Below are 13,358 nucleotides of genomic sequence, written 5' to 3'. Positions count from 1 at the left end.
AAATTCTTGCGCATAAGCGTCTGACGGCAAGGGGGCTTTGATGCAGGACCATCTGGCAGGGATCGACAGGGGCAAGCTGGCGGCATTCCGCGCGGCTGAGGTCGCGGTGTTTGCGGCGGCCCATCCTGTTTCGCGGCAGGCGCTGGATGCGGGCGCGGGGGCCTTTGTGAACCGGGTGCCGATGCATTGGATGGCCGATTGGCCCCTGCCCTTTCCGCTGGTGGTCGATCACGCCAAGGGGGCGCGGCTGACGGCTGTGGATGGCGTCAGCTTGGATGATTTCTGTCTGGGCGATACGGGCAGCATGTTCGGCCATTCGCCCGGCCCGGTAGCCAAAGCAATCAAGGCGCAGGCGGATAAGGGGCTGACCTATATGCTGCCGACGCAGGCGGCGATGCAGGCGGGGGCCTTGCTTTCGCAGGTGTTTGGCGATTTCCGCTGGCAGATTGCGACGACGGCGACGGATGCGAACCGCTTTGCCCTGCGTGTGGCGCGGGCGGTGACGGGACGGGATAAGGTTCTGGTGTTCAACGGCTGTTATCACGGCACGGTGGACGATGCGATGGTGGCGCTGTCGGGTGGTCAGACGGTGAACCGGCCGGGGCTGCTGGGGCAAGTGGCGGATCTGACGCTGCATGCGGTGGCCTGCGAGTTCAACGATCTGGCAGGGGTAGAGGCGGCGCTGGCCAAGGGCGATGTCGCGGCGATCTTGACGGAACCGGTGATGACGAATTCCTGCATGGTGCTGCCGGATGCGGGGTTTCATGCGGGTCTGCGGGATTTGGCGACGCGCTATGGCGCGGTGTTGATCATGGATGAGACCCATACGATCTCATCGGGATTTGGCGGCTTTACCCGCGTGCATGGCTTGCGCCCCGATATGTTCGTGGTGGGCAAATGCGTGGCGGGGGGATTGCCGACGGCGGTCTGGGGCATGACGCCTGCGATGGAGGACCGTTATCGCGCAGCAGATGCGGCGCGGGCCTCGGGCCATTCTGGGATGGGGACGACGCTTTCGGCGAACCCTTTGCAATTCGCGGCGCTGGTGGCGAACCTTTCGCAGGTGATGACCGCGGCCCATTATGCCCGCATGGAAAAGGGCGCGGCGCGTCTGGCCAAGGGCCTTGGCCGCGTGATCACCCTGCGCGCCTTGCCGTGGCATGTGGTGCGGGTCGGCGCACGGGTGGAATTCATCTGCGCGGCGGGGCCTTTGCGCAACGGGGCCGAGGCGGGGCCTGCGCATAAGCCGGAACTCGAGGCCGCGCTGCATATCGGCCTTTTGAACCGGGGCAGCCTGATTGCGCCGTTCCACAACATGATGCTGATCTCGCCAGTCACCACAACGGCGCAGATCGACCGCTTAGTTGCCAATTTCGACGCGGTGACCCGCGCCTTGACGGAAGAATAGAATGAACCCGACCGGAGCCCTGCCCGCCGAAGCCGAAGCCTTTCTGGCCGCCCACCCGGAAATCGAGGCGGTGGATATCGTCCTGCATGACGCCAACGGCATTGGTCGGGGCAAGATCATCCGGCGGCATGAGCTGATGGGGCTTTATACCCATGGGCGGCATCTGCCGATCTCGATCCTGGGCCTCGATATCTGCGGCGAGGATGTGCATGAAACCGGTCTGATCTGGGATCAGGGCGATGGCGATCTGCGGGCCTGGCCCTTGCCGGGTTCCCTTGTGCCCCTGCACGGCACCAACCCGCCCCGCGCCGAAGTCTTGATGTCGATGTATCATCTGGACGGAACGCCCATGCTGTCCGACCCGCGCCACGCTTTGGCCGCACAGGCCAAGGCCTTGGCCGACGAAGGCCTGCAAGCCCATGCGGCGTTCGAGCTGGAATTCTTCCTGCTGGCGAATGAGCGCGACGGCAATGGCCGCGTCCAGCCTGCCCGGGACGTGTTGGACGGACGGGCCAGCCATAAGACCGAGGTTTATTCGGTGGACCATCTGCACGGGATGCTGCCCCTTTTCAGCGACATCTACAAAGGGGCGGAGAAGGCGGGGATCCAGGCGGAGACCATGATTTCGGAATATGCGCCGGGGCAATATGAGCTGACGCTGCATTACCGAAAGGATGTGATGCAGGCGGCGGATGATCTGATGCGGCTGAAACGGATCGTGCGGGCGCAGGCGCGGGCGCATGGGGTGACGGCCTGTTTCATGGCGAAACCGATCGAGGATTACGCCGGGTCGGGGATGCATTTCCATGTGTCCTTGGCGGATGAGGCGGGGCGGAATGTGTTTGTGGAGGCGGTCGAAGGGGATTGGAACGAGACCATCCTGCACGCGATGGGCGGGCTGCGGGCGACGATGGGCGAGGCGATGCTGGTCTGGGCGCCGCATGCCAATTCTTGGCGGCGCTTTGCCAGCCAATCCTATGCGCCGGTCTCGCCCACCTGGGGCGTCAACAACCGTTCCGTCGCCTTGCGCATTCCGGCAGGGGATATCAAGGCGCGGCGGATCGAACACCGGCCTTCGGGCGTGGATGCCAACCCCTATCTGGTGGCAGCGACCATTCTGGCGGGGCTGCGGCATGGGATGGCGGGGCGCATTGATCCCGGCCCGGAGACCACGGGCAACGGCTATGAAGACGGGGCCGATGCCCCGCCGATGCCCATGGATTGGCGCGGGGCGATTGAGGCGGCGAAAGGGTCGGCGTTTCTGAAGGCGGCCTTGGGCGAGGAAATGCACCGGACCTTTACCGCCATCAAGGCGGCGGAATATGCGCGGGTGATGCGGACGGTCAGCGATGTGGACTACGATCTGTATCTTCATACGGTCTAAGGCGATTTTCACCCTTGCCGTCCGTCCCCTGCCCCGCTATTCCCGCAGGTGGAGACGTGGCCGAGTGGTCGAAGGCACACCCCTGCTAAGGGTGCAGGCGGGGAACCGTCTCGAGGGTTCGAATCCCTTCGTCTCCGCCACCGACCCCTGCTACTGGTCTCCGGTCGTTCGTCGTCCGCGCAAGCCACGGGAACAGGCGGATAATTCACGCAACTCCCGGTTTCGTCGTCAGGCTTCCCCGCCCGTTTCTGGCCGCTTGCGGCCCTGCGCAGACGCCGGTCTCCGCGCGTCCAGAGGGCCGTGCAGTTTGGCGTTAACAGGGAATAACTTGCAAATCGGGCGCAAAAACAGGCCATTTGCTTGTGATTTCGCGCGGGCGCTCGGAATAAGGGCGTGATTTCCGTGGCTTAGACCGTCAAAAATCACTTTCCTGTTCGTGCCGATAACAGGCGATTTAAGCCCTGATAGGGGGGTGATTAAGACGCGAATACAGGTGATTTAACAGGAATAGCAGGTAGCGCATCAGGTGACGCATCAGATCGAGGTTCGCAGTGGAATCAGGGTCTCAATCCACCCGCGCGCCGAAGCGCTGACGTTGGTTCGCCCAAGACAAGGGCATGTCTTCGGCCATCAGGACGGCGAGCGTCAGGTCCGCGGGTTGCCTTCCTTCGAGGATCGCAGCCTGCAGATCCGGGGCCAGAAAGGCGAGGCGAACAAGCCGCCGCTGATAGGAAGACTCGGGGGCGGCCTCTAGAATGGGCGTGCCGTTTCTGTCCGTGGGCAGCAAGGCATGGGCGGCGCGCAGGGCTTTGATGAGCACAGGATCGGGCTTGGACGCAGCAGGTTCGCCGCCGATGATCTCCGTGTGGCCACCCCGAGTGCGAAGGCGAACGGGCAATGAGAGTCGCAGTTGCGATGGGTCCGTCGCATCCGCATCGGCCGTCTCGCCGGGCAAAAGACGGGCGCGCATGCGTGCAAGCCAGCGGATCGGCAAGAGCAGTTCAAGACTGCTGGCGTGAAGCTCGACCCGGATGATCAGGTCCAGGTGCGGCCCCGAATGCTCGGGCAGCAGGCGTTCCAGAACGGAGACCAATCTTGCTTCAAGCGCTGCGGCCGAAACGCGGCGCAGCGCCTCGTCGCCCTTCTCGCGTTTGCCGCCTTGCTGCAGAGAGGCCGTGACATAATAGCGATAGAGCTTGCCACCCCGGCCATAGGCAAAGGCGGGAGACATCACCTGATCGTCGGCATCGAAGATACGCCCGGTCAGCGGGGCATGGGCCACGGTATCCCGCGCTTTGCCGCGGCGCCGAACATGGGCATCGAGTTTCTGTTGCACCGCGTCGAACAGGGCAGGCTCGACAATCGCCTCATGAAGACCGGGGTGGCACATGTCGCGGTGCGGGATCTCGCCAAGGTAGAGGCGGTTGCGCAAAAGATGGAACAGGGCACCCCGGCTGAACGGAACGCCGCCGCGGACTTGCCCGCTGGAGGCCACGCAGCGCTTCGAGACCACGCCCTCCTGCTGCAACTGCCGTTCCAGCGCATGGACCGAGGCCGAGGCGAGGTAGCTTTCGAAGATGTGTCGAACAAGGACCGCTTCCCCTGCGTTCACAAGCAGGGTCCGGCTGCCCGTTGCTGGCCGATCATAGCCCAGCGGCAAGGTGCCGCCCATCCACATGCCTTTCTTCTTGGACGCGGCGATCTTGTCGCGGATCCGTTCGCCCGTCACCTCGCGTTCGAATTGCGCAAAGGAAAGCAGCACATTCAACGTCAGTCGCCCCATGCTGGTGGTGGTGTTGAAGGCCTGTGTCACCGAGACAAAACTCACGCCATGCCGGTCAAAGATCTCGACCATGCGCACGAAGTCCGCCAAGGAGCGCGACAGGCGGTCGATCTTGTAGACCACGATGACGTCGATCCGACCCGCCGCCACATCAGCCAGAAGCTGTTGCAGGGCGGGCCGTTCCATGGTGCCCCCTGAATAGCCCCCATCATCATAGACCGTGGGAAGGGCCTTCCAGCCTTCGCCAGACTGGCTCTTCACATAAGCCGCACAGGCTTCGCGCTGCGCATCCAGCGAGTTAAACTCCTGATCCAAGCCTTCTTCAGTGCTTTTGCGGGTATAGAGCGCACAGCGCCGGACGGTGGCCTTCATGGCCGCACCCCGCGCAGGCCAAAGAACCGCGGCCCGTTCCACCGACTGCCCGTCACCGCCCGCGCGACGGCGGACAGGCTCGGATAGAGTTTGCCCTCCCAGCGAAACCCCTCCGCCTCGACCACCGCCTCGATGCGGCGGCCCTGCCAGTCGCGCCGCAAGACTGCGCCGAGCCCAAGATGCTGGCCCTCCGGGGCGATGGCTCCGCGGCGCGCCAGCCTGCGGCGGCTCTCGCGATCCAGACCACCATGGAACGCGGCTTGCAGGCGCCAAGCAAGCAGGTGGCGCAGCAGATCGGTTGAGCGCAGCTTGGGGGGCAATCCGAATTGTTGCTGCCAGACAGCCCGCAGGCCGTGGAGGTCAAGGCCCGCTAGGGCCTCAACCGTTTGCTCCAGATCAGAAAGCAGACCCTTGCCCCGGGGCGCGGCGCGGCTCACGAGACCACCTCGATCCGGTAGCGGCGCACATCCTCCAGCTTTTGCGAAGCGATGACATGACCTTTGCGTTTGAGCGTGCCGGCCATCGCCCCGCGCACGGAATGCGCCTGCCAGCCGGTCGCAGCGCACATCTCGGCCAGTGTCGTGCCCTCGGGACGGCGCAACAGGGCAAGCAGCTGGGATAGCTTTGTCTCGGGGGCCAAGGCTGCGGTCGCGTCCACCGGCGTTTGGCCGTCCGTGGCCTGCGCAAGTGGGCGGCCGCTTGTGGGACCGGTGTCACGGGCTGTGTCGATGGGATCTGCGCCTGAAGTGACGGGAGACGCGCTCGCGAGTGACCCCTTTTGTCCTGCCGCTGTTGGCGTGGCTTGCTTGCCGCGAGGGCTATTCTGACGCGTTTGCGTCGTGTTGACCGAAACCTTGCCGATCATTGCTTGTCCTCCAATTGTCCGGAGGCCCTTTGCCGCCGGTACCGGGACAAGCCCGGAAATCCGGGCATGGGAACAGCAACGCTCCGTTCGGCGGCGAAGTCCAGTCCAAGGTTCCGCCTATTCACGCAATGGCGTCCGAGAACCGCGATCTCGATTGGCACTGGCACTGGCACTGGCACTGACGCTGACGCTGGCGTTGGGGGCAGACCACGTCACCTTTGCGAGGATCTTTGCCTTGCAACGGCCTGGCCATTTGGGCCCAATCATCCAATGGCCACCAAGTTGTTGTGAAGCCCCTTGTTCTACCCTATGGTGCAATGAGCCGGACCTCTTGCGCTTGGAATTGTAGGATGCCCAACTCTTCCGGAATCTCCCATCCCCTTATAGTGCGCTATCGCCCAATCGCGGAACTTGTCCCTGATCCTCAGAATGCCCGCACCCACTCCAAGCGGCAGGTGGAACAGATCAAGGCGTCGATTGCGGAGTTCGGCTTCACCAACCCCATCCTCGCCGATGCCGCGGGGCACATCATTGCCGGGCACGGGCGGCTCTTGGCGGCGAAAGCCATGGGCTTGGACACGGTCCCCGTGATCGATCTCGAAGGGCTGAGCGATCATCAGAAGCGCGCGCTGCGCCTCGCGGACAACAAGATCGCGCTCAATGCCGGTTGGGATATGGAGATCCTGCAAGGCGAACTTGCGGCGCTGACTTCGATGGACATCAGCTTTGATCCGGTTCTGACCGGCTTTTCCACGGGAGAGATCGACGTCATCCTGAAGGGCCAGGATGATCCGGATGACGAGGTGATCCCGGCGGTGCCGACCAAACCCCGCACTCGTAAGGGCGATATCTGGATTCTCGGGGAACACCGGATTGGCTGCGGGGACGGACGGGACGCAGACTTTCTGCGTCGCGTGGTGGCGGATGGGGCCTCGATCGACTGTGCCTTTCTCGATCCGCCCTACAATGTGAAGATCAGTGGCCATGCCAATGCCAAGGGCCGCCACCGGGAATTCGCCATGGCTTCGGGGGAGATGACCGAAGCGGAATTCCGTGCGTTTCTGGCAGACACCCTCGGCGCCGCGGCCCACGTGTCGCGCAACGGCGCTGTGCATTTTGTCTGTATGGACTGGCGCCACATGGACGATGTGTCGGTGGTGGGGCGCGGGATCTATGGCGATCTGCTGAACCTCTGCGTCTGGAACAAGTCGAATGCTGGCATGGGATCGCTCTACCGCTCCAAGCACGAACTGATCTTTGTTTATCGGGTTGGCGACGCACCGCATCTCAATCAGGTGGAACTTGGTCGACACGGACGCAACCGCACCAATGTCTGGGATTATGCTTCGGTGAACTCGATGCGCGGCAGCCGCCGCGAGGATCTGGCACTGCATCCGACGGTCAAACCGACCGGCCTTGTTGCCGACGCCATCCGCGACGTCACGAACCATGGCGATCTCGTTCTGGATATCTTCCTTGGTTCCGGCACGACGCTGATTGCCGCAGAACGTGCGGGACGGCGCTTCCGCGGTCTCGATATCGATCCGGCCTATGTCGATGTCGCGCTGGAGCGGTGGACCGCCCTGACGGGCGGAACACCCGTGCTTGAGGGGTGAAGGGCATGGCAGGAAATTCTCGCCCCCCGCGCGAAGCTGCATCCGAGGGCGCGCCGGAAGCCAATGGAAAGACGAGCGACGGCGGTCGGTTCCAGAAAGGTCAGAGTGGCAATCCCAAAGGGCGGCCAAAAAAGCCCGCTCCGCCGCCGCGCCCATCCGCGATGGACGTGATTATCGACCGCAAGCTCACCTTGACGCGCGACGGTGTGCCACGCGAGATCACCATGGAAGAGGCGCTGCAACATCGCACCTATCAAGAGGCCATTGCGGGCAAGCGCATGGCCGAGCGTGAGGTGTTGAAATGGATTCGAAAGCGAGAGGCGTGGTTTGCAAAACAGAACGCAACGAAGGGGCAAACACCCATCGCCCTGAAATTCTCCCCTGATCCCGACAATGCGGATGCTGCCATGCTGATCCTCGGGATTGCCAGCCCTGACCCGGCTTGGGCATCCGATTCTTACTATGGATCTGGCGAAGAACGGCGGCTGCGGCTCCTGCTGGAACCTTGGGCCGTGCAACAAGCGCTCGCCCGGCGGCGCAGTGCCACCGCTTTTGACAGCCGCGATGTGACAAACATCCTGCGGTGCACCCGCGACAGCGCCAATCTTGTCTGGCCATCAGGTCGCCGCAAATGAGTGACGGCTTTGACGATCGACACGACGATCAAGCCGAGGCGGCAATTGGCTATGGTCGCCCTCCGGTCTCGGGGCGCTTCCAGAAGGGCCAGAGCGGGAATTCCAAGGGTCGGCCGCGCGGAAAGCATCGCGAGGCCCCTTACGAGGCTGTGCTTGGGCAAATCGTCACGATCCGGGACGGTACCACTACAACCAAAGTCACGGCCGAAGAAGCCTTCCTTTTGCAATTGGCCAAACGCGGGCTGGAAGGCAACGGACCAGCAGCCCGTGATGCCATGGCGGTCATCGAGACCGGCAAGTCTGAGCGCGTTGATGAAGCGGATCGCGTGACCGCCATTGTTCGTGTGTCAGTTATGCCTGGGAGTGTCACTTCCGCGCTTGAGCTTCTGCGCATGGCCAAGAAACTCGACCCCTATCGACCGACGGCCCGGATGGCGCTGGAACCCTGGATCGTCGAAGCCGCCCTGGCGCGAATGGGAGATCGTCGCCTCAGCCCCGAAGAACAGGCCACGGTGGTCAAGGCAACCCGCACGCCAAACAAGGTCAACTGGCCGGAGTGGTGGGAGGTTCGGGGGTAGGTTACGCCACGTTGCGTAGCAATGACGAACCTGCGGCCTTCAGGTTATGAGTCGTTTCGAACAAACAATGAACAATCACGCAGGATCGCGGGTTGTTGCGCGGTTTCCGCTAGTTGCGAGCCGGGTCGGAATGGGTGGCCTGCGCGCGGATTGTCAGGATTGCGCAGCGGTTTTTCCCCTCGTGCTTGAGCTCCTCCCCGAAAATCGGACAGTGACGGAAGCTATGATCTGACGTCTGCTGGTCTCCAAGAACGAGGAGATCAGGACATGAAGAAACGCAGGAACCATGACGCGGGGTTCAAGGCCCGCGTGGCGCTGGAAGCCGTGAAGGGCGAGCGCACAGTGTCGGAACTGGCCGCCGAATACGGCGTGCATCCGACGATGATCCATCAATGGAAGAAAGCTTTGCTGGACGGCGCGGCGGATGTCTTCGAGCGGGGTGGCAAGAGGGCCCCCGAGGTCGACGAGGACACGGTGCGGGCGCTGCATGCCAAGATCGGGGAGCTGGCTGTTGCCAACGATTTTTTGTCACGAAAGCTCAAGCCCTGGACCGGCAAGTGAGGCGTGGCATGATCGAGAAGAACCACCCGAGCCTGTCGGCAAGGGCACAATGTCGCTTGCTGTCGATCGCACGCTCGTCGTTCTACTACGAACTGATGGGCGAGACGGCCATGAACCTCGACCTCATGGTGGTGATCGACAAGCAGTTCCTCGAGACACCGTTTTACGGCGTGCAGCAGATGACGTGGCACTTGCAGAACGAGGGCCATGCCGTGAACTACAAGCGCATCCGGCGACTGATGCGCCTCATGCCGATCTACCAGAGGCCTGACACCAGCAAGCCCGCGAAGGGCCACAAGACCTACCCCTATCTTCTGGGCGGTCTGCGGGTGGAGCGGCCCAACCAAGTCTGGTGCGCCGATATCACCTACCTGCCCATGCGTCGGGGCTTTCTTTATCTGGTCGCCATCATGGACTGGCACACCCGCAAGGTCTTGGCCTGGCGCATCTCGAACACCCTGGAAGCCGACTTCTGCGTCGAGGCGCTGAACGAGGCGATCCACAAGTTCGGCCCGCCCGAGATCATGAACACCGATCAGGGCAGCCAGTTCACATCCTTTGCCTGGACCGACCGGCTGAAACGGGTCGGCACCCGGATCTCGATGGACGGCAAGGGGCGCTGTCTCGACAACATCTTCATCGAGCGCCTCTGGCGGTCCCTGAAGTATGAATGCGTCTATCTACACGCCTGGGAGACCGGCTCGCAGGCAAAGGCCGGCGTCGGCCGATGGATCACCTTCTACAATCACCAGCGGCCCCACGCCGCCCATGGCGGACAGGCGCCCGCTGTGGTCTACTTCAACAAAATCGAAACCGACCAGCGGGTGCAGGCAGTAGCTTAAATGACCCGAAAATCTGTCCAAAGATCGGGGAGTAGCTCAATCTGCCGTTCAGTGCATCGGGCGGAGCGCTGCTCTTCCATCTGCTGAGCAAGCTCTACGAGCGCACCAGCGTCGTGATCACAACCAACCTCAGCTTCAGCGAATGGGCCACGGTTTTTGGCGACGCCAAAATGACCACCGCCTTGCTCGATCGTCTCACCCACCGCTGCCACATCCTGGAGACCGGAAACGACAGCTTCCGCTTCAAGGCCAGCTCAGCAGTAGCCAAAACGAAAAGGGAGACTACGCATGTCTTGACCCAAGCATAACCCGCAGAACATAACCTACAGGCGGGTCAATTCTCGATGAAAAACCCGGGTCACTTCTGGGTGGAAATCAACAGGCACGCCCGGAAAAGATTTTGAGCGAGACGCAGCGGGCCGAGGTCGAGACCTTGGCGGCTTTGCTGACGGCCGAGCAGGTGGCGGATTACTTCGGCATTGGGCGGACCACGTTCTTTTCGATGATGAACCGCGATCCGGATATTGCGGAACGTTATAAACGCGGCAAGGCGCGGGTGATCGGGGTGATTGCGCAAGGGCTAATCAACAAGGCGCGGGCCGGGGATACGGCTTCGATGATCTTCTTTCTGAAGACCCAAGCCGGATGGCGCGAGACGACACGGATCGAGCATGGCCTGCCCGAGCCCGACAAGATCGTCCCGGATGGCGGTTCTGCGGCGGACAAGCTGCGCGATTATCTGGATGTGATTGCCGAGCGGAAAAACGCGGCCGAGGCCTATGCCCTGACCCTTGAATCCACGACAGACGGCGGTGTTCGCATAACCTCCCCCTATGACCCACCCGACGACGTTGCCGAGGAAGCCTTGCTGGAGGGTCGGGGATGAGCCAATCACGCCGCCTTTCGCTGATCGAGGCCGGGATAAATGTCCTGACCGGCTATGTGCTGGCCATTCTCTTGCAGCTGTTCCTCTACCCGGCCTTCGGGCTGCAGGTGACCTTCGCGCAGAACCTCAAGATTGCCGGGGCCTTTCTGCTGGTCTCGCTCCTGCGCTCCTACCTGCTGCGCCGCATGTTCGAGGCCTTGGCGCAGGGGCGGAATTCCTGATGACAGGCCGCCGCCCTCAACCCACCGCCCTGCGTCGCGCGGCAGGCAATCCCGGCAAGCGGGCCTGGAACCATGACGAGCCGCAGCCCCCGAACGACCTGCCGGAATGTCCGGCGCATCTGGAGGGCGAGGCGCAGGCGGAATGGCAGCGGCTGGCCAGCACCCTGCATCAGATGGGCGTGCTGACCACGGTGGATCGGGCGGCCATGGCGGCCTATTGCCAATGCTGGGGCCGCTGGGTCGAGGCAGAGCAAAAGCTGAAGGTGACGCCGATCATGCTGAAGTCACCCTCGGGCCATGTGCAGCAATCGCCTTGGCTGTCCATTGTCAACCGGCAGTTGGAACTGATGGGGCGCTTCATGACCGAATTGGGTCTGACCCCGGCGGCGCGGTCGAGGATTGTCAGCCTGCGCGAGCCCGAACCTGTGCACGAGCCGGTGACGGTTGTCCGGCTGATCGTTGGACCCGAGGGTCGCGACAATCCGGCACTGCCTAATGAGGTGGTGATCTCGGGCCCGGATGCGCGCCTCTGAGAGGGGCCGCAATGGCCGGGGCGGTCCAATGGACAGCAACCACCCCTTGCGGCTGCAAAGGCAAAGACCCCGCAGCCGCCATGCTATGGGCATCAAGCCTGCTGGGCCGCCAGTCGCCAGACCCTGCCGCGATCCTCGGTCTTCTCGTTCGTCACCTGCAGGCCCTGCTTCTTCAGTGATCCCGCCATGGCCCCGCGCACGCTGTGGCCCTGCCAGCCGGTCGCCGCCTGCATCTCGGTCAGCGTCGCCCCTTCCGCCCGTTCCAGCACCTCGACCAGCAGGGCCAGCTTGCTGCCCGCCCGGAAGGGCGATTTGCGCGGTGCATCGCTTGCGGGGGCAAGAGCGGCGCTGTCCTCTGTGCCCGCCTCTGCCGCGATCTCGTTCTTGGTCGTCTTCGCCATGATCTGTCTCCTCGGTCCGGGGGCACCGTGCCCTCCTACCGGGCCAACCCCGCGCGGGCGGGGGGAGTGTCTTCAGGCGGAGCGTGCCCCTGTCACGGCGCGCTGTCGCAAGCGTCCTTGAGGGCGTCTGACAGGCGGGCGAGCCCTGCAACATCAGTCCAGTTGATCGCTTCCGGGTCCGCGTCAAAATGTTCCGTGCTGCGTTTGGTCAGCTCTTCCAGCAACGTATCAATGGTCGCCTTGTGGGCAAGGAAAGCATCAAGGGCCGTGCGGGTGTCTTTGGGCTGGCGGGTCGGGTTCAGCATGGTTGGCTCCGTTCTTCGGGTCTTCGCCGGATCACGTTCGCTCTGCTTTGCAGCCGCTTCAAGTCAATAAGATGCTGTTCCTGAACAATAAATCCGATCATCCGCGTCAGCTTTGGCTACGCCCCCGCCCAAAGCCATGGTACCTTCCTGCGCAACGAACGTTAGGCAGTTGTGTACAGGGGGCGGCGATGGCGGATGGTTTGCGGCTGGTTTCTTACGAACGGGTCTCCACCGCGCGGCAGGGTCAATCAGGCCTTGGGCTGGAAGCGCAGCGCAAGGTGATCGAGGATCATGCGAAGAACTCGGGTGCCACGCTGGTGGGCCGATTCACCGAAGTGGAAAGCGGGCGCAAAGGCAATCGGCCCGAACTCGTCAAGGCCCTGCATCTGGCCAAGGTCACCGGGGCCACGCTGGTGATCGCCAAACTCGACCGCCTGTCCCGCAACGCGGCCTTCCTGCTGGCCCTGCGCGACTCTGGCGTCCGTTTCCTTGCCTGCGACATGCCACAGGCCAACGACCTGACGGTGGGCATCATGGCCCTTGTCGCCGAAGCCGAACGCGAAGCCATCTCGCGCCGCACCAAGGAGGCCCTCGCCGCCGCCCGCGCCCGGGGCACCAAACTCGGCAACCCCAACGGCGCTGCCGCCCTGCGCCGTGCGGGCAAAGGCGGGGAAGCCCTGCGCGCCACCGTCACCGCCAATGCCGAGGCCTTCGCACAAGACCTGGCCCCTGTCCTCGCCGACATCCGCGCCGAGGGTCACCTCTCGCTGCGCGCCATCGCAGCCGAACTCACCCGACGCGGGATACAGACAAGGCGAGGCGGGAAGTGGCAGGTGTCCAATGTGATGGGACTTGTGGGGAGATGCCGGGCACTGATGTCACACCCCGCTTCAGGCGATCCATAGCTGGCGGCCAGGCACCTCCCAAGCCAATCTGCACAGCGACTGGCCTGGAACTGTTCGTGATAC

15 protein-coding genes, 1 tRNA gene and 1 pseudogene are annotated in these 13,358 nt (G+C 63.2%); 12 read left to right on the top strand and 5 right to left on the bottom strand.

Going from position 1 to position 13,358, the window contains the following annotated elements:
* Positions 1-40: 40 nt before the first annotated feature.
* From IE095_RS17170 to IE095_RS17160, 3 genes are all read left to right on the top strand, one after another.
* Positions 41-1,408 (top strand): aspartate aminotransferase family protein, encoded by a 1,368-nt coding sequence (locus tag IE095_RS17170; RefSeq protein ID WP_189413335.1) that lies wholly within the window; start codon positions 41-43, stop codon positions 1,406-1,408.
* 1 nt (position 1,409) lies between these two features.
* The gene (locus tag IE095_RS17165) at positions 1,410-2,792 is read left to right on the top strand and encodes a glutamine synthetase family protein (RefSeq protein ID WP_189413333.1); all 1,383 of its coding nucleotides are present in this window, start codon (positions 1,410-1,412) and stop codon (positions 2,790-2,792) included.
* Positions 2,793-2,842: 50 nt separating this feature from the next.
* A tRNA-Ser gene (locus IE095_RS17160) sits at positions 2,843-2,932 on the top strand.
* Positions 2,933-3,357: 425 nt separating this feature from the next.
* On the opposite strand, the gene IE095_RS17155 is transcribed toward IE095_RS17160, so the two are convergent.
* The 3 genes from IE095_RS17155 to IE095_RS18480 are packed head-to-tail and all read right to left on the bottom strand — an operon-like array spanning position 3,358 to position 5,605.
* A complete protein-coding gene (locus IE095_RS17155) occupies positions 3,358-4,947 on the bottom strand; it encodes a recombinase family protein (RefSeq protein WP_189413332.1) in 1,590 nt (529 codons plus the stop codon).
* Positions 4,944-5,384 (bottom strand): DUF2924 domain-containing protein, encoded by a 441-nt coding sequence (locus tag IE095_RS17150; RefSeq protein WP_229804898.1) that lies wholly within the window; start codon positions 5,382-5,384, stop codon positions 4,944-4,946. The genes IE095_RS17155 and IE095_RS17150 overlap by 4 nt, the downstream gene beginning before the upstream one ends.
* The gene (locus IE095_RS18480) at positions 5,381-5,605 is read right to left on the bottom strand and encodes a DUF3489 domain-containing protein (protein ID WP_229804897.1); all 225 of its coding nucleotides are present in this window, start codon (positions 5,603-5,605) and stop codon (positions 5,381-5,383) included. The genes IE095_RS17150 and IE095_RS18480 overlap by 4 nt, the downstream gene beginning before the upstream one ends.
* Positions 5,606-6,129: 524 nt before the next feature.
* Here IE095_RS18480 and IE095_RS17140 point away from each other — a divergent pair.
* The 8 genes and pseudogenes from IE095_RS17140 (at position 6,130) to IE095_RS17105 (ending at position 11,684) form a co-directional block, all read left to right on the top strand.
* A complete protein-coding gene (locus tag IE095_RS17140; RefSeq protein ID WP_308428912.1) occupies positions 6,130-7,428 on the top strand; it encodes a site-specific DNA-methyltransferase in 1,299 nt (432 codons plus the stop codon).
* A gap of 5 nt (positions 7,429-7,433) precedes the next feature.
* Positions 7,434-8,063: a DUF5681 domain-containing protein gene (locus IE095_RS17135; RefSeq protein WP_229804905.1), complete on the top strand. Its 630-nt coding sequence runs from the start codon at positions 7,434-7,436 to the stop codon at positions 8,061-8,063.
* Positions 8,060-8,641, top strand: a complete 582-nt coding sequence (locus IE095_RS17130; RefSeq protein ID WP_189413324.1) for a DUF5681 domain-containing protein — start codon at positions 8,060-8,062, stop codon at positions 8,639-8,641. The genes IE095_RS17135 and IE095_RS17130 overlap by 4 nt, the downstream gene beginning before the upstream one ends.
* A gap of 267 nt (positions 8,642-8,908) precedes the next feature.
* A protein-coding gene (locus IE095_RS17125; RefSeq protein ID WP_373295420.1) for an IS3 family transposase occupies positions 8,909-10,044 on the top strand; the annotation gives its coding sequence in 2 pieces (ribosomal slippage) (positions 8,909-9,194 and positions 9,194-10,044; 1,137 coding nt in all).
* A gap of 41 nt (positions 10,045-10,085) precedes the next feature.
* Positions 10,086-10,352: pseudogene (locus tag IE095_RS17120) on the top strand (ATP-binding protein); the annotation flags it as partial.
* A 92-nt stretch (positions 10,353-10,444) separates the two neighbouring features.
* Positions 10,445-10,930: a hypothetical protein gene (locus IE095_RS17115; RefSeq protein WP_189413322.1), complete on the top strand. Its 486-nt coding sequence runs from the start codon at positions 10,445-10,447 to the stop codon at positions 10,928-10,930.
* A complete protein-coding gene (locus IE095_RS17110; protein ID WP_189413320.1) occupies positions 10,927-11,151 on the top strand; it encodes a DUF7220 family protein in 225 nt (74 codons plus the stop codon). The genes IE095_RS17115 and IE095_RS17110 overlap by 4 nt, the downstream gene beginning before the upstream one ends.
* Positions 11,151-11,684, top strand: a complete 534-nt coding sequence (locus IE095_RS17105; RefSeq protein WP_189413318.1) for a phage terminase small subunit P27 family — start codon at positions 11,151-11,153, stop codon at positions 11,682-11,684. The genes IE095_RS17110 and IE095_RS17105 overlap by 1 nt, the downstream gene beginning before the upstream one ends.
* A 92-nt stretch (positions 11,685-11,776) precedes the next feature.
* On the opposite strand, the gene IE095_RS17100 is transcribed toward IE095_RS17105, so the two are convergent.
* The gene (locus IE095_RS17100; RefSeq protein WP_189413317.1) at positions 11,777-12,085 is read right to left on the bottom strand and encodes a DUF3489 domain-containing protein; all 309 of its coding nucleotides are present in this window, start codon (positions 12,083-12,085) and stop codon (positions 11,777-11,779) included.
* 92 nt (positions 12,086-12,177) lie between these two features.
* Complete coding sequence (locus tag IE095_RS17095; protein WP_189413315.1) at positions 12,178-12,390, bottom strand: hypothetical protein; 213 nt, start codon at positions 12,388-12,390, stop codon at positions 12,178-12,180.
* A gap of 188 nt (positions 12,391-12,578) precedes the next feature.
* On the opposite strand from IE095_RS17095, the gene IE095_RS17090 reads away from it, so the two are divergent.
* Positions 12,579-13,295, top strand: a complete 717-nt coding sequence (locus IE095_RS17090; protein ID WP_189413313.1) for a recombinase family protein — start codon at positions 12,579-12,581, stop codon at positions 13,293-13,295.
* Positions 13,296-13,358 lie beyond the last annotated feature (63 nt).

The organism is Neogemmobacter tilapiae (genome assembly GCF_014652215.1).
Classification (GTDB): domain Bacteria; phylum Pseudomonadota; class Alphaproteobacteria; order Rhodobacterales; family Rhodobacteraceae; genus Neogemmobacter; species Neogemmobacter tilapiae.
This window is presented reverse-complemented; position numbering and strand designations above follow the sequence as displayed.

Coding starts and splice junctions, on each gene's coding strand:
- IE095_RS17170 (WP_189413335.1), top strand. CDS start 41: ATGCAGGACCATCTGGCAGGGATCGACAGGGGCAAGCTGGCGGCATTC.
- IE095_RS17165 (WP_189413333.1), top strand. CDS start 1,410: ATGAACCCGACCGGAGCCCTGCCCGCCGAAGCCGAAGCCTTTCTGGCC.
- IE095_RS17155 (WP_189413332.1), bottom strand. CDS start 4,947: ATGAAGGCCACCGTCCGGCGCTGTGCGCTCTATACCCGCAAAAGCACT.
- IE095_RS17140 (WP_308428912.1), top strand. CDS start 6,130: ATGAGCCGGACCTCTTGCGCTTGGAATTGTAGGATGCCCAACTCTTCC.
- IE095_RS17135 (WP_229804905.1), top strand. CDS start 7,434: ATGGCAGGAAATTCTCGCCCCCCGCGCGAAGCTGCATCCGAGGGCGCG.
- IE095_RS17130 (WP_189413324.1), top strand. CDS start 8,060: ATGAGTGACGGCTTTGACGATCGACACGACGATCAAGCCGAGGCGGCA.
- IE095_RS17110 (WP_189413320.1), top strand. CDS start 10,927: ATGAGCCAATCACGCCGCCTTTCGCTGATCGAGGCCGGGATAAATGTC.
- IE095_RS17105 (WP_189413318.1), top strand. CDS start 11,151: ATGACAGGCCGCCGCCCTCAACCCACCGCCCTGCGTCGCGCGGCAGGC.
- IE095_RS17100 (WP_189413317.1), bottom strand. CDS start 12,085: ATGGCGAAGACGACCAAGAACGAGATCGCGGCAGAGGCGGGCACAGAG.
- IE095_RS17095 (WP_189413315.1), bottom strand. CDS start 12,390: ATGCTGAACCCGACCCGCCAGCCCAAAGACACCCGCACGGCCCTTGAT.
- IE095_RS17090 (WP_189413313.1), top strand. CDS start 12,579: ATGGCGGATGGTTTGCGGCTGGTTTCTTACGAACGGGTCTCCACCGCG.